11 protein-coding genes are annotated in these 15166 nt (G+C 62.1%); 9 read left to right on the top strand and 2 right to left on the bottom strand.

Features of this window, described 5'->3' with window-relative positions; all coding sequences use genetic code 11:
* Position 1 precedes the first annotated feature (1 nt).
* From KUO17_RS07585 to KUO17_RS07565, 5 genes are read left to right on the top strand one after another with little or no spacing between them, the layout of a single operon-like run.
* The gene (locus tag KUO17_RS07585) at positions 2-364 is read left to right on the top strand and encodes an STAS domain-containing protein (protein ID WP_217974730.1); all 363 of its coding nucleotides are present in this window, start codon (positions 2-4) and stop codon (positions 362-364) included.
* On the top strand, positions 361-765 hold the full coding sequence (locus tag KUO17_RS07580) for an ATP-binding protein (protein WP_217974728.1): 405 nt from the start codon (positions 361-363) through the stop codon (positions 763-765). Before KUO17_RS07585 ends, KUO17_RS07580 begins: the two co-directional genes overlap by 4 nt.
* A complete protein-coding gene (locus tag KUO17_RS07575) occupies positions 756-1766 on the top strand; it encodes an ATP-binding protein (RefSeq protein ID WP_255263465.1) in 1011 nt (336 codons plus the stop codon). The genes KUO17_RS07580 and KUO17_RS07575 overlap by 10 nt, the downstream gene beginning before the upstream one ends.
* Complete coding sequence (locus tag KUO17_RS07570; RefSeq protein ID WP_217974726.1) at positions 1759-2634, top strand: sensor histidine kinase; 876 nt, start codon at positions 1759-1761, stop codon at positions 2632-2634. Before KUO17_RS07575 ends, KUO17_RS07570 begins: the two co-directional genes overlap by 8 nt.
* Positions 2624-4567, top strand: a complete 1944-nt coding sequence (locus KUO17_RS07565) for a response regulator (protein WP_217974724.1) — start codon at positions 2624-2626, stop codon at positions 4565-4567. Before KUO17_RS07570 ends, KUO17_RS07565 begins: the two co-directional genes overlap by 11 nt.
* Before the next feature lie 6 nt (positions 4568-4573).
* Here KUO17_RS07565 and KUO17_RS07560 read toward each other — a convergent pair whose 3' ends face one another.
* Together KUO17_RS07560 and KUO17_RS07555 are read right to left on the bottom strand one after the other, a co-directional pair.
* Positions 4574-7213, bottom strand: a complete 2640-nt coding sequence (locus KUO17_RS07560) for an excinuclease ABC subunit UvrA (RefSeq protein WP_217974722.1) — start codon at positions 7211-7213, stop codon at positions 4574-4576.
* A gap of 63 nt (positions 7214-7276) precedes the next feature.
* Complete coding sequence (locus tag KUO17_RS07555) at positions 7277-8161, bottom strand: EamA family transporter (RefSeq protein ID WP_217974721.1); 885 nt, start codon at positions 8159-8161, stop codon at positions 7277-7279.
* A 205-nt stretch (positions 8162-8366) separates the two neighbouring features.
* Here KUO17_RS07555 and KUO17_RS07550 point away from each other — a divergent pair, with 205 nt between their 5' ends.
* Genes KUO17_RS07550 through KUO17_RS07535 form a run of 4 tightly spaced genes read left to right on the top strand, consistent with a single transcriptional unit; the run spans position 8367 to position 15157 of the window.
* A complete protein-coding gene (locus KUO17_RS07550; protein ID WP_217974719.1) occupies positions 8367-10481 on the top strand; it encodes a type VI secretion system Vgr family protein in 2115 nt (704 codons plus the stop codon).
* The gene (locus KUO17_RS07545) at positions 10482-11372 is read left to right on the top strand and encodes a DUF4123 domain-containing protein (RefSeq protein ID WP_217974718.1); all 891 of its coding nucleotides are present in this window, start codon (positions 10482-10484) and stop codon (positions 11370-11372) included.
* Between the two features lie 9 nt (positions 11373-11381).
* On the top strand, positions 11382-14213 hold the full coding sequence (locus KUO17_RS07540; protein ID WP_341869591.1) for a toxin VasX: 2832 nt from the start codon (positions 11382-11384) through the stop codon (positions 14211-14213).
* Positions 14210-15157: a DUF6708 domain-containing protein gene (locus KUO17_RS07535; protein ID WP_217974716.1), complete on the top strand. Its 948-nt coding sequence runs from the start codon at positions 14210-14212 to the stop codon at positions 15155-15157. The genes KUO17_RS07540 and KUO17_RS07535 overlap by 4 nt, the downstream gene beginning before the upstream one ends.
* Positions 15158-15166: the final 9 nt, after the last annotated feature.

Below are 15166 nucleotides of genomic sequence, written 5' to 3'. Positions count from 1 at the left end.
CATGGACCGTATCCCGATTCTGCAAATCGGCGACTTCCTGCTGGTGACCATCCAGGTCGACATGCATGACCAACTGGCCTTGACCCTGCAGGACGACCTGTCCGAGCGCATCAGCAAGACCTCGGCCAAGGGCGTGCTGATCGACATCTCGGCGCTGGACATGGTCGACTCGTTCATCGGCCGCATGATCGGCACCATCTCGGGGCTGTCGAAAATCATGGACGCCCAGACCATGCTGGTGGGCATGCAGCCCGCCGTGGCCATCACGCTGGTGGAGCTGGGCCTGACCCTGCCGGGTGTCAATACCGCGCTCAACGCCGAGCGCGGCATGCAACGGCTCAAAGCCCAGGTTGAACAGTCATGAACGCCGACGACAGCGGCACCCAAGCCATCCAGCTGGAACAGGACGTGGTACTGGCACGCCAGCTGGCACGCCGCCTGGCCCAGGGCTGCGGCATGAGCCTGATCAACCTGACCAAGCTGGTCACGGCCGCCAGCGAACTGGCGCGTAATGCCGTGGTGTATGGCGGCGGTGGCCACATGGACTGGCAGATCGTCGAAAAGGACCACCGCAAGGGCCTTCGCCTGACCTTCCGCGACGAAGGCCCTGGCATCCCCGACATCAAGCTGGCGATGACCGATGGCTGGACCAGCGGCAGTGGCCTGGGGCTGGGCCTGACCGGGGCCAAGCGTCTGGTGGACGAGTTCGAACTGGACACCGCGCCGGGCGTGGGCACCCGTGTGACGATCCTGCGATGGGCGTGAACCTGCCCAGTGCCATCACTGAAGTGGTGAGCATTGAAGACTCGACCCAGATCGGCGACGCGCGCCGCCGCGCACGCAGGCTCGCCGAGCGCCTGCACTTCGACGCCAGCGATGCTGGCCGCGTAGCACTGGTGGCCACGGAACTGGCCAGCAACCTGCTCAAGCACGCCGGGCGGGGGGAGCTGCACCTGCGCGCCCTGCCCCGCGAAAGCGCGCCCGGCGTGGAGCTGCTGGCGGTAGACCGCGGCCAGGGCTTCGACCTGCACCAGTGCCTGGCCGACGGCTTTTCCACCGGCGGCACCCAGGGCATCGGCCTGGGCGCGGTGCTGCGCCAGGCCGACGTGTTCGACGTGTATGCCGACACGCGGGGCGCTGCCGTGCTGGCGCGCGTGTACCCGCGTGGCAGCAGCACCACCGACCTGCACTACGGCGTCAGCCAGCATGCGCTGTACCAGGACCCGGCCTGTGGCGACGCCTGGCACCTGGCCTATGACGGCGCGCGCATCAGCGCGCTGATGATCGATGGGCTGGGGCATGGCGAACTGGCGCAGCAGGCCGCACTCGCGGGTGAACAGGCCTTTGCACGAACACCGTTCGCCGATGCCGCGCCCCTGCTCGAAGACCTGCACGCGGCCATGTGCGGCACCCGCGGTGGCGCCGTGGCAATGGCCCAGTACGACAGCGGCGCGCTGCGTTTCACCGGCATTGGCAACATTGGCGCAACCCTGGTGGCAGATGGCATGTCGCGCGGCCTGGCCTCGCATCCTGGCATCGTCGGCGGTCAGTTCCGACGCCCTCGTGCGTTTGACTATGCTGATGTTCACGCCAGCCTGCTGGTGATGTACAGCGATGGCCTGCAATCGCGCTGGAACCTGCAGGACTACCCGGGCCTCGCCCAACGACACCCGGCGCTGATCGCCGCGGTACTGCACCGTGATTTTTGCCGGGGGCGCGACGATGTCAGCGTACTCGTGGTTGCCCTGGAGGCCGCCCATGGCTGAACCCGATAGCCTTGCCAGCAGTGACGCCCAGGCCCTGATCGCGCAACTGCGCGATGAAACCGACGCCTTGCGCGCAGAACTTGAAGAAACCAACCAGGGCGTACTGGCCCTGTATGCCGAGCTGGACATCCAGGCCGAGCAACTGCGCCAGGCCTCGGACCTGAAAAGCCGTTTCCTGTCGTACATGAGCCATGAGTTCCGCACCCCACTGGGCTCGATCCTGAGCATCACCAGCCTGCTCAGCGACGAGCTGGACGGGCCCTTGAGCCCCGAGCAGCATCGCCAGGTGGCCTTTGTCAGCAACTCGGCGCGCGAACTCAGCGACATGGTCGATGACCTGCTCGACCTGGCCAAGATCGAGGCCGGACGCATCACCATCTCGCCCGCCTGGTTCGACATGCTCGACCTGTTCGCTGCCTTGCGCGGCATGTTCCGGCCCATCGTCGACGCCACTGCCGTGGACCTTATCTTCGAAGAGCCTGAAGGCCTGCCGCGCCTGTACAGCGACGACAAGAAGCTGGCGCAGATACTGCGCAACTTCATTTCCAACGCGCTGAAGTTTACCCAGCGCGGCGAGGTGCGTGTGTCGGCGCACCTGGAGAGCGACGGCGAGATCCGCTTTGCCGTGCGCGATACCGGCATCGGCATCCCCGGCAAGTTGCACGACACCCTGTTCGAAGACTTCGCGCAGATCGACTCGCCGCTGCAAAAGCGCCTGCGCGGCACCGGCCTGGGGCTGTCGCTGTGCAAGCGCTTCGCGGCACTGCTGGGCGGCCGGGTGGGGGTGCAGAGCGAGCCGGGGGCGGGCTCGACCTTCTATGTGGTTATCCCACTGGCGCTGAGCCCGGAGGCTGTCGATGAAACCTGACATCCGCCTGCTGATCGTCGACGACAACGTCGCCACCCGCTATGCACTGCGCAGGCGGCTTGAGCGCCATGGCTACGTGATAGACGAAGCCGGCACCGGCAGCGACGGGCTGGCGCTGATCGCCAGCCAGGTGTACGACGCACTGATCCTGGATGTGCACCTGCCGGACATGAGCGGCTTCGATATCGTACGCGCCCTGCGCGCCACCCCGGCCACCGCATTGCTGCCGGTCATCCATGTGTCGGCTGCAGCCATCGGTACCGACGATATCATCACCGGCCTGGACGCCGGCGCCGACGCCTACCTGATCCACCCGGTCGACCCCGAAGTGCTGCTGGCCACCCTGCGCACGCTGCTGCGGGTACGCGATACCGAGCAAGCGCTGCGCGAGAGCGAAGCGCGCTTTCGCGAGATCTTCGTCAATACCGCCGCTCCCATCGCCCTGCTCGGCATCGGGCTCAAGGTGCATGAATGCAACCAGGCGTTCGCCCAGCTGATTCAGGACAACCTGAGCCCGGACACCTTGTGCGAATGCTTTGCCGACGAGCAGCAGGCGGTGATCGACGAGTTGCGCCGGCGCCTGGGCACCCGCGACCGCTGGAAGGGCCTGCTGCACATGCGTGTCAACGGCCAGTTGCGCGAAACCGAGTGGCAGGTGGCGCCCTATCGCAGCGGCCAACTGAGCCTGATCTTCGTCGAGGACGTGACCGAGCAGCGCCACCGCGAGCGCGCCCAACGTGCCGAACTGGACAGCGCCACCAGCCTGCTGGCCCAGGAGGTGGCCGAGCGCGCGCGTACCGAAGCGCAATTGCTGCAGGTCCAGAAGATGGACGCGCTGGGCAAGCTCACCGGCGGCATCGCCCACGACTTCAACAACATGCTCACCGGTATCATCACCAGCCTGGAACTGATCAAGAAACGTATCGAGCAGGGCCGCTACGACAAGGTGCACGGTTATGCCGACGCTGCCCTGGGCGCAGCAATGGGCGCCGCCACCCTGACTCATCGGCTGCTCGCCTTCGCCCGCCAGCAGCCCCTGGACACCCGCCCGGCCGACATCAACCAGCACATCCGCTCGCTCGAAGAGCTGCTACGGCGCACCATCGGTGAACACATCAGCCTGCACCTGAACCTCAGCGAGCACGCCAGCGTGGCCCTGGTGGACCCGATCCAGCTGGAAAACGCCGTGCTCAACCTGGTGATCAATGCCCGAGATGCCCTGCCCCAGGGGGGCAATATCTGGATCAGCACCTACGCCGCCCATACCCAGGACGACCTCAAGCTGGCCGACGGCGCCTATGTCGCGGTGTCGGTGCGTGACGATGGCAGTGGCATCGCGCCAGAGGTCATCGGCAAGGTGTTCGACCCGTTTTTCACCACCAAGCCCATCGGCCAGGGCACCGGGCTGGGCCTGTCGACGATCTACGGGTTTGCCCGTCAGTCGGCCGGCGACGTGCAGATCCGCAGCGCGGGCGGGCGAGGCACCGAAGTGACGCTGCTGCTGCCGGCCAGCCAGAGCCTGCTGCTGAGCATCAGCGAGCCCCCGCCGCCTGCCGCCACCACGGCAGGCGAACACGTGCTGGTGGTCGAGGACATGGCGGTGGTGCGCAGTTTTGTCTGCGAGGTGCTGCTGGATGCCGGCTACCGCTGCACCCCGGTGGCCGACGTGGAGAACGCCCTGCTACACCTGCGCGAGGACCCGAGCATCGCCCTGTTGCTGACCGATGTCGGCCTGCCGCACCTCAATGGCCGGGAACTGGCCAACATCGCCCGCGGGCTGCGCGACACGCTGCCGGTGCTGTTCATGACCGGCTACGCCGAGAACGCCATCGACCGGCAGAACTTTCTCGGCGAGCGCATGGACATCCTCACCAAGCCGTTCCAGATCCACGACCTGCTGGACAAGGTGCGGCGCAGCCTGGACGCCGCGTAGCCAGCCTCAGCCCAGGGCGCGGGCCAGAAACGGCGCGGTGCGGCTGGCGGTGCTGGCGGCCACCTGCTGTGGCGTGCCGCCCGCCACCAGCCGGCCGCCCTGATCGCCCGCCCCCGGTCCGATATCGATGACCCAGTCGCTCTGCGCCACCACCCGCATGTCGTGCTCTACCACGATCACCGTGTGCCCGGCGTCCACCAGCCGATTGAGCTGCAGCATCAGCCGGTCGATGTCCTGCGGGTGCAGGCCGTTGGTGGGTTCGTCGAGCACGTAGAGGGTCGCACCACGTGCCATGCGCTGCAGCTCGGTGGCCAGCTTGATGCGCTGCGCCTCGCCGCCTGACAGCTCGGTGGCCGGCTGGCCCAGGCGCAGGTAGCCCAGGCCGATCTCGTGCAGCACCGACAGGGCGCGGTGCACGGCGGGCTGCTGCGCGAACACCTCCAGCGCCTGGCTGACCGTCAGTTGCAGCACCTGGGCGATGTTCAGCCCTTGCCAGGTCACTGCCAGGGTCTGCGGGTTGTAGCGCGCGCCATGGCAGGTAGGGCACGGCGCGTAGACACTGGGCATGAACAGCAGCTCGACGCTGACGAAGCCCTCGCCTTCGCACGTCTCGCAGCGGCCCTTGGCCACGTTGAACGAGAAGCGCCCGGCATCGAAGCCCTGTTCACGGGCCGCCTCGGTGGCGGCAAACAGCTTGCGCACGTGGTCGAACAGGCCGGTGTAGGTCGCCAGGTTCGAGCGTGGCGTGCGCCCGATGGGTTTCTGGTCGACCTGCACCAGCCGGCGGATATGCTCCAGCCCGGCGCTGACCTGGCCGCCGCTGGCCTGTACGTCGTCATCCTCCAGGCTCTGCTCCTGGGGCTCGGCCGGGGCAGCGGCGTGCCCCAGGTGCGCGCCCACCAGCTCCAGCAGGGCCTGGCTGACCAGGCTGGATTTGCCCGAGCCCGAGATGCCGGTGACCGCCGTGAAGCAGCCCAGCGGGAAATCGGCATCAAGGTCATGCAGGTTGTTGCGCGTCACTCCCCGCAGGCGTAGCCAGGCGCCGGGCAAGCGCGGCGTGCGGGCGGTGACGGCCTGCTGGCCAAACAGGTAGCGGCGGGTCTGCGAGGCCTCGACCTTGGCCAGCCCTGCGGTCGGCCCGCTGTAGAGCACCTGGCCGCCCTGCTCGCCGGCCGCCGGGCCGACGTCCACCAGCCAGTCGGCACGGCGCATGGTGTCCAGGTCATGCTCGACCACGAACACCGAATTGCCCGCTGCCTTGAGCCGCAGCAAGGCTTCGTACAGCGCTTCGCCATCGGCCGGGTGCAGGCCGGCGGACGGCTCGTCGAGCACATAGATCACCCCGAACAGCTGCGAGTTGAGCTGGGTGGCCAGGCGCAGGCGCTGCAGCTCGCCCGAGGACAATGTGGGGGTGCTGCGTTCCAGCGCCAGGTAGCCCAGGCCCAGGTCGACCAACGTGGCCACACGCTCCAGCAGGTCCTGGGCGATGCGCTGCGCGGCCAGGCGCTTTTCCAGCGAGAGGTTGGGCGTGTGGCGCACGTCCGGCCCGCCGGCGTGGGCGTTGTCACCCCTGGCTGCACGCTGCTTGCGTGCGTCACGGGTTTGCGCGTGGGTCAGTACTGCACCCTGCTCTTCGCCGTGTTCGACATACGTGGCACTGGCCACCGGCTTGAGCACCTCGGCCAGTTGCAGCAACGGCAACTGCGCCAGTTCGGCGATGTCCAGGCCGGCGAAGGTCACGCTCAGCGCCTCGCGCGTGAGGCGCTTGCCCGCGCACACGGGGCAGGCGCTGGCGTGCATGAACGGGCTGACGCGCTTGCGCATCAGCGCGCTCTGCGAGTGGGTGAAGGTGTGCAGCACGTAGCGCCGCGCACCGCTGAAGGTGCCCTGGTAGCTGGGTTCGAGCTTGCGCTTGAGCGCCTCGCGGGTTTGCGCCGGGGTCAGGCCGGCATACACCGGCACGGTGGGCGTTTCTTCAGTGAACAGGATCCAGTCGCGCTGCTGCTGCGGCAGGTCGCGCCAGGGCACATCGACGTCATAGCCCAGGGTCACCAGAATGTCGCGCTGGTTCTGGCCCTGCCACGCCAGCGGCCACGAGGCCACCGCACGCTGGCGAATGGTGAGCGACGGATCGGGCACCATCGAGGCCTCGTCCACTTCATACACCCGGCCCAGCCCATGGCACTCGGGGCAGGCGCCCTGCGGGGTATTGGGCGAGAAGTCCTCGGCATACAGCATCGGTTGCCCGGCCGGGTAGCTGCCGGCGCGCGAGTAGAGCATGCGGATCAGGCTCGACAGCGTGGTCACGCTGCCCACCGACGAACGCGCGCTGGGCGTGCCGCGCTGCTGTTGCAGGGCCACGGCAGGCGGCAGACCCTCGATGGCATCCACATCCGGCACGCCGACCTGGTCGATCAGACGCCGTGCATACGGCGCCACCGACTCGAAATAGCGTCGCTGGGCTTCGGCATAGATCGTCGAAAACGCCAGCGAGGACTTGCCCGAGCCCGAGACCCCGGTGAACACCACCAGCGCATCGCGGGGAATATCGACGTCGACATTTTTCAGGTTGTGTTCGCGCGCGCCACGGACCTTGACCATGCCGCTGTTGCCGGCATGCGCAGTGGCAGATCGGGGTGAGTTCATGGGTGGGCCTTGATTCGACGAGGGTCTGGAATTGGAGCGGGCGGCCGGCTGATCGTTCAACCCTCAGCCCCGGACCGCCAGCAGGCGTTGGCGCAGGCGCGGGCCGAACACATTGATCAGCAGGCCGACCATCACCAGCACGCCGCCCCAGCATTGCAGGGTGCTCAGGCGTTCGTCGAGCAGCAGCGCCGACGAGCTCAGGCCCACCACCGGCACCAGCAGCGAGAACGGCGCGACCTTGCCTGCCGGGTAACGCGACAGCAACCCGCTCCACAGGCTGTAGCCGAGCATGGTGGCGATGAAGGCGAGATAGGCCAGTGCCAGGATCGAATTCAGGCCGATGCCGCGCAGCGAGCTTTCGATCAGTGCCGGCCCCTCCAGCCACCACGACAGGGCGAAGAACGGCAACGGCGGTATCAGCGCGCCCCAGATCACCAGGGCCACCAGGTCGATGTTGCCGAAGCGGCGCGTGATGATATTGCCCATGGCCCAGCAGGCTGCAGCGCACAGGGTCAGCATCAGCGCGAAGAACGGCACGTGGCTGCCGTTTTCACTGCCGATCAGCGCCAGCCCCCCGGCGGCCACCAGCAGCCCCAGCAGGCTCGCGGCGCGCAGCCGCTCACCGAGAAACAGCGCGGCGAAAAACAGCGTGAAGAAGGCTTGTGACTGCAGCACCAGCGAGGCCAGGCCAGGCGGCATGCCATTGCCCATGGCCTCGAACAGAAAGGCGAACTGGCCCAGTGAAATGGTCGCGCCGTAGGCCAGCAGCCAGCGCCATGGCAACTGCGGGCGCTTGATGAAAAGGATCGCCGGGCACGCCACCAGCACGAAGCGCAAGGCCCCCAGCAACATGGGCGGCAGGCCGTCGAGGCCGACCTTGATCACCACGAAGTTCAGGCCCCAGGCGATGATCACCACCAGTGCGAGCAGCAGGTCCTTCAACGGCATGGTTCCCTCACGAAGCTGTAATATTTCGAAACAGCATATCCTTATTCCGGGATCGATTTGTACCTGTCAACGGCAGGCGATGAGCCGTGAGTGTCATGGACCGACTTCACAGACATTTCCCACGTTTTTTTAGGACTGCGGGGAACAGACCCTGCAAGTGCTTCCCTCTATGTTTACGCCTTGCGCGCAACGGATAGGGAATCCCATGTCACGCCAGTCAGACCTGCGCTTTACCTTCGAGCCCGAGAGCAGCCCGGCCCGGTTCGATGTGATCGAATTCAAGCTGGAGGAAGGCCTGTCGACACCGTTCAAGCTGACGCTGGAGCTCTCCAGCCATGATGCCAACGTCGATTTCGCCGGCCTGCTCGACAACCCGGCCGTGTTCACGCTGTGGCGTCACGAGCACGCCGTGCGCTTCGTGCATGGGCTGGTCAGCAGCGTCACCGTGGGCCAGAGCGGCTTTCGCCGTACCTGCTACCGCGTTGTAGTCGAGCCCCAACTGGCTCGTCTGGACCTGTGCTCGAACTGGCGCATCTTTCAGCAACTCACGGTGCCGCAGATCATCGACAAGGTGCTCGGCCTGCATCACCTGTTCGACCGTGAGCAGATCATCACCGCAGCGCATCAACCCCGCGAATACTGCGTGCAGGCCGGCGAAACCGACTTGCACTTCATTGCCCGCCTGGCCGCCGAAGAAGGCTTGCTCTACACCTTCAAGCACAGCGCCAAGGGCCATCGCCTGATCCACACCGATCGCGTACTGGGCCTGGGCCAGATCGGGCCTGACCACGACTGCGCGGTGATCTACGCAGGCAGCGCCGGCGGCGATCAGGCCCTGCCCGCCATCACACGCTTTGACTACACCGAACAGGTGCGCACCGCGCGCCAGGTGCAGCGCGACTACACCTTCACCCACCCGCGCTACAACCAGCAGCACGAGGCCGTGGGGCGTGACCTGCAACGCCAGTCCGGCACCTACGAACGCTACGACTTTCCCGGCCGCTACAAGCGCGACGCCGCCGGCAAACCGTTCACCCAGAACCGCCTGCTCGCCCTGCGCAACGATGCGCGCATCGCGGTAGCCATTGGCGACAACGCACGCCTGCAGCCTGGCCTGGGCTTCGATCTGCACGAGCACCCGCGCGAGGCCTTCAATACCCACTGGCGCACAATCAGCATCGCGCACCACGGCATCCAGCACAGCAGCCAGGAAGAGGAAGCCGGCGAGAATACCCTCGGTACCCGCTATACCCAAACCGCGCACCTGATCGATGGCCGCGCCGACTGGAAGGCCGCCCTGCTGCACAAGCCGCGTATCGACGGCCCGCAGACCGCCACCGTGGTCGGGCCACCTGGCGAAGAGATCTACTGCGATGAATGGGGCCGGGTGAAGCTCAGCTTCCCGTGGGACCGCGAGAGCCAGAACAACGACACCAGCTCCTGCTGGGTGCGCGTGTCACAAGGCTGGGCCGGCACCACGTGGGGCGCCATGGCGATCCCGCGTATCGGGCAGGAGGTGATTGTCTCCTACCTGGACGGCGACGCGGACCAGCCGCTAATCATCGGCCGCACCTTCAGGGCCGCCAACCTGCCGCCCTACAAGCTGCCCCAGCACAAGACCCGCATGACGATCAAAAGCCAGAGCCATAAAGGCCAGGGCTTCAATGAGCTGCGCTTCGAGGATGAGCTGGGGCAGGAGGAGGTGTTCATCCATGCGCAGAAAGACCAGAACAGTGTGGTCAAACATGATCAGACTACGCGCGTTGGAAACGACCGCAGCGACCATATAGAGCACGATGAGAAAATCCACGTCGGGCGAGATCGCTCTGAGGTGGTGGGTAACGATGAACACATTCGAATCGGCCAAGATGCATCATTGGCCGTTGGCCGCAATCAAACACTTACAGTCGAGAAAGATCGAAGCGAAAGCGTTGGCAACAATCGTCACGATCGAACCACTGCGAACCACACGCTCGAAACGGGCGGCAATGTCGAACATATCGTGCAAGGGCAGTATCGACTTGAGGTGGGCAAGGCAATAGAACACTGCGCAGAGCGGATCTTGCTGCAAGCAAGCCACAGTCTGGTGCTGGAGGGCCCAGGCGGCAGCCTTTGCATCGATGCCAGCGGCATAACGCTCAATGGCGTTGCAATTCACCTCAAGGGGCCGGTAGACATGACCAGCGCCGGTATGGGCACAACACTGATTACCACGGGCAGCCCGAACATTGCGCAGGCGATGGATCAGATCTGCGGCAGACGTGCAGATGGCACATGTTTTCGCGAGCCCTGCAACTGTACTGCAAGGGGGGCCAGTTAAATGCTGCGCAAAGGACTGCTTGAATATATACAAAAGCCTGTATTTCCGTGTTCCACCCGACAGGACCAGTACTGGTTACTGATCAATGGAGGCTTCAGTCAATCCTTGGAGGACGAAGTTGTAGCACTCAATGGCCGTCGCAACCATTGCTGGCTATGGCGTGGAAAAGCACTCGAATACGGTGCTACCGATTTTCGCCAGGGGCCCCTGCTGGTACCGCTGAACAAGGCGTTGTTTGACGCTTACCTTGGTGCATGGGCACCCGCCTTTGCGGGCCTGATCCTTACTGCGTCGGCCAACAAGAACACCCTGCTTGATCACCTGACCCGCCCTTCGCCTATCACGACTGCACAGGGCAATCCTGTGCGCTTTCATCTGGGCATGCTACGCCAGCTGGAGGAGCTGGCCCTGACGTTGAATGACTCACGCATTGCACAGGTTCTGGGGCCGATCGAATCATTGATCTGGCGTAGCCAAGCAAGCCCCGATCAGTGGCTAACGCTGCATAACCCCTTCCCCGGTCTCGACGCACAAGGCGCCAAGTTACAACTTTACGCCTGTGAGGAAGCTGCGCTGAACCACGCAAATTCAACCTGGTTCATGCAGTACGCCACCCAACGCCTTGAACAGGAGCAGCCCGAACTGGTGCGGCAGTTCGACGCTGCCGAGCTCATTCGACGGCTGAGCATCTTCAAGCAGGAAGCAGACGTCATGAGCATTGCCCGCGAACGTGATCTCTATCGGTACTTCCTGCTTCGTCTGCGTTATCCGGAGCATCGCTTCGTCGAAGAGCCACAGGTTCTGGCCTTGCTGTCAAAAAAGGCGCTCGACGCACGAATGCGCCTGAGCGAGAGCGAATATCACCTTGACCATCAGCCCTGCGCTTTCTGAGAACACGCCATGTGCAATAGCCATAAAAAGGCCCTTCAACCGCCCCATCCGAGCGAGCCTGTGGTCGGTCAGTTCATTGGCAACCTGCCATGCCAGCGGTGTGTTCCAGTGTATCCATTGCGCTATGCCGTGAATGACCATCCGTTTGATCAGACGGTGCTACCGCAACTGGATGTCTCCGATTATCCGGCGCTCAAGGGGGCCATGCACTATGGCCTGCGATCACTACGGCCAGGTTGCTACGTCTACGTGTTCTACTTTCGCGACGCGCGCATGTGGACTCAACACTATCAGGTAACCGAAGACGCCCGCTTCGCAGCCTTGTGGTGGAGCGAACTGGACAATGACAACGACACGCCAGGGCAGCATGCCCGTATGGATACCGCCGGTGCCACAGCGTACCTGCCGGCCCCGGAAGATGACGTGGCCGATACCGTCTGGTTACTAGCCAGCGATACGTTGCTCAGCCATTGCACGCTGTGGAAAATCGAACTGGACAGCCAGGCGTTACGCAGCCAATTGGCCACCGCAGTAAAACCCTCTGGCGGGCATGGACAAGCCCATGTACTGCCCAGCAGCATGCTCAACGATCAGGTGTTCGAACTATCGACCCATCCCTCCCTGTCTCGCATCCGCGAGCAAGCGAAACAATGGTCCATGTTTGCTCCCTCACATCCGCTACATTGGAGCGAGCACCAGCATTTGCCAATACAAGGCGTGAAGGTAGATGCCGCGATGCGGGCTGCGCTGATGGCCCGTACTGATATCCAACCTTTGGCCGTTGTACTGCACGACCCTGTCGGCGTTACCAGTGAGCTCAACAACGTGGCGACGCGAGCCGTACAAGAGCGCACCCGTTTCACTGCCGAAAATGCCCACAGGCTGACCAGCGCTCAGTTGATCAGCGGCTACTTCGAACACAATCACTCGGTTGAGAACACCGATACCCTCACCCGACAACAAGCCTTGGTGAACTGGGCACAACTGCAACAGTTTCGCAGTACCTACGCCGCGCGCCTGGCCGCCTTCGACGCACCGATAGAACGTGCTGTTGAGGATATCAACGCATGGCTCAACCACTCCAGTTATCTTGCCTTGGCGATCAACACCTACGACCTGGGGGTGCCTGCCAACGGCAAGGATTTCGAAGAAGCTGTTTTCCACTGCATCGGCGCATTGGTGCACACCGAATCAGGGCGCCAACTGCTTGAACAAATGGTCGATATGCCACCCGACCGTAGCCTTTACTGGCAAGCCTTGGCCCAGGGCAATGCGAACATCACTGATCGATTGATGAAGACTTCTTCTTTGATCAAAAGCACGTTCGATGTAGTGGACAAATACCTCGAAGAGCATGCGGCGACTTCAGCTACCAATGCCTTGATCGGTTTACTTCAATCGCTCCCTGCCGCCAACAAGGCTGATGTGCTGGTACGCCGGCTGAGGCATGTGCTGGAGCTGCGCTTCAATGCCACCTTGGTCGCACATGAACTGGACGCAGCACAATACCTTCGTTATGCACGCGAATTCGAAGGGCAGCAAGTGCTGGGACCGAAACTGATCAAGCGTTGGGGATTGGATATCGACACCACGGTGCACCCGACTACCGGGGATGTGCGCATGAAATTTTATGAGTGGATCAAAGTGGACGAGACCGACTATCGGGTGCTCGATACGGCAGGCCGTCAAAAAACAGCATTACCATCCAAACGCATAGTGCCGCTGGAGGAAAATCCGTTTATCCGGCGAGTTGAACAATTGCGGGGGCCGGCGGGACATTTCTTCACTGGTCTTGGAGGGGTGTTGGCGATAATGGGAGTATGGCAGTCATCTAGAGCAGCTGATAAATCGCTTGACGCCAATACATTACTCACATTTTTAGGGGCAGATGCCGCACTTATTGGAGCAAGTATAGAGGTCATCGCGACTGCAACAGAAATTATTTCAACGCGCAGAGGAAATGCAGCACTTGCAAGCACTGCAAAATTACATGGTTTCAAATACGGCGTCTCCATTTTCGGCGCAGCGGGAGCAGCACTATTGGCCCTGTCAGATGGCGTCAGGGCAACAACTGCAATCAGCGAGCATAATCCAGAAAAAGCTCATGCTCACTTCGGTGCCGCGCTGGCTGGAAGTGCCCTAGCGTTCTCAAGCTGGGCGGGCGGAACTGCAAGCACCCTCGCATTGACGGCAGGAAAAAGTGTCGTGACATTTTTGGGGCTGACGCCAGCTGGCTGGGCGGTCATCGCACTAATTACACTTGGAGCAGGAATTTACTTCTCGTTACGCGCCGATAAATTAAAGCACGGCCCCGTGGAAACTTGGTTAAAACACAGCATTTGGGGGAAGCATGATAACCATTATTCCAGCCAACAGGAAATGGAAGCATTTTACAACCTTCTTTACCGGCCACGTCTAACTGCCCAATGGGAACAGTCATGGAATCATAAAGTTGGAACGCTCGACATAAACTGCTTCTTACCCAACACCATGAAGGGCGAAAGATTTGCGTGGAAAATACGTGTCTTCCTTTACAATAAAGAACTTTCCGAAGTGAGAGCACCCCTAATTCACACCCACCAGAGCCAAGGCATTGACTATCACTATCAATACCTTATCCGAAGAGATGAGCGTGTAGGGCCCCTGCGAGAATGGAAAATAACAATGCACCAAGATGCAATCGTCAAACTGGAATATTTATACCATCCAAACTTTTCCAAGCAACCAAAGATCGCAATAACACAGCCTTCCTCTCCCGCGCCATTGATATTCAAATCAGCTGACTGGCTCGACGACCCTATTGAAGAGTCCTTTTTAGCGCCGGTGCAGGCACCAAAATGAAAAGCAAGACAAAACGTCTCCCTAAGGGATTTCGCTTTGGCGGCACACCTTTGCATCACTTCCTCTCAACGGGTGAAAAGGCACAGGCAGACGGTGTACGCCGAAAAAATAAAAACTGCTTAGAACTTGAAACATTTTCGAACTTGAACAAAGAGGGTGCAGCTCACTTTATCGGCTTATCAATCATTGCAACAGCCTTCATCATCATCCACATAATTGCAATTACAGGCTTAGACAAACTGACAGCAGAAGCGTTAATAGCAATCTCAGCGACAGCCCCAATACTGCCATTACTTGGCATCATTTTTTATTTCCTGAGCGGCAACCACCGCAGCCGTGGATCATTCATTCGCATTCACCGTGGCACTCGAAAGGTCTACTATATTTTCCCGGGGCAAAAAGAACTCCACATCCTCGATTGGGATCAGCTCGAAGCACTGGCCGGTTACATCCCCATCATCTCCGGTAGCATCAATACCAGCCGCCATCCCCTGTACCTGGTGGGCATCGACCATGCAATGAAGCCCCCCACCGAAATCTGCCTGTGTTGTGGCAACCTGGGTATCTACGATGGCGATCGTTCGGCAAAATCACTCTGGTCTTACCTGCAACACTTCATGGCGAACGGTCCCGATGGTTTGCCGCAGCCGCCCCCACTTCCTGCGCCAATGACACGAAAACAGGCTACATTGCGCCACTTCCAGGAATGGAAAAGCGCCTTGAACAACAGCCTGACGACCCGACGCGGAAAGTTTTGGGCACCCATCAGGTTGCCTATGAGGGTATTTTGGCTGTTTTGGCACATTTTCCCCCAGTGCTTGGCCGAATTCATCCAGTACAACGTGCCCTATACGCAATTTCCGCGGGAAATCGACGAGCTCTGCGGGTTTGTGCAGAAGCGCAAAACCATCATTCGCGTGAACGGAAAACGCGTTGACGGGTGATCTATTCGC

Source organism: Pseudomonas aegrilactucae (genome assembly GCF_019168305.1).
Lineage (GTDB): Bacteria > Pseudomonadota > Gammaproteobacteria > Pseudomonadales > Pseudomonadaceae > Aquipseudomonas > Aquipseudomonas aegrilactucae.
The sequence above is the reverse complement of the archived record's forward strand: the minus strand, read 5'-3'. Positions and strand labels throughout refer to the sequence as shown.

Bases quoted from the DNA above. Each gene is read 5' to 3' on its own strand.
- KUO17_RS07585 (WP_217974730.1), top strand. From the start codon at position 2: ATGGACCGTATCCCGATTCTGCAAATCGGCGACTTCCTGCTGGTGACC.
- KUO17_RS07580 (WP_217974728.1), top strand. From the start codon at position 361: ATGAACGCCGACGACAGCGGCACCCAAGCCATCCAGCTGGAACAGGAC.
- KUO17_RS07575 (WP_255263465.1), top strand. From the start codon at position 756: ATGGGCGTGAACCTGCCCAGTGCCATCACTGAAGTGGTGAGCATTGAA.
- KUO17_RS07570 (WP_217974726.1), top strand. From the start codon at position 1,759: ATGGCTGAACCCGATAGCCTTGCCAGCAGTGACGCCCAGGCCCTGATC.
- KUO17_RS07565 (WP_217974724.1), top strand. From the start codon at position 2,624: ATGAAACCTGACATCCGCCTGCTGATCGTCGACGACAACGTCGCCACC.
- KUO17_RS07560 (WP_217974722.1), bottom strand. From the start codon at position 7,213: ATGAACTCACCCCGATCTGCCACTGCGCATGCCGGCAACAGCGGCATG.
- KUO17_RS07555 (WP_217974721.1), bottom strand. From the start codon at position 8,161: ATGCCGTTGAAGGACCTGCTGCTCGCACTGGTGGTGATCATCGCCTGG.
- KUO17_RS07550 (WP_217974719.1), top strand. From the start codon at position 8,367: ATGTCACGCCAGTCAGACCTGCGCTTTACCTTCGAGCCCGAGAGCAGC.
- KUO17_RS07545 (WP_217974718.1), top strand. From the start codon at position 10,482: ATGCTGCGCAAAGGACTGCTTGAATATATACAAAAGCCTGTATTTCCG.
- KUO17_RS07540 (WP_341869591.1), top strand. From the start codon at position 11,382: ATGTGCAATAGCCATAAAAAGGCCCTTCAACCGCCCCATCCGAGCGAG.
- KUO17_RS07535 (WP_217974716.1), top strand. From the start codon at position 14,210: ATGAAAAGCAAGACAAAACGTCTCCCTAAGGGATTTCGCTTTGGCGGC.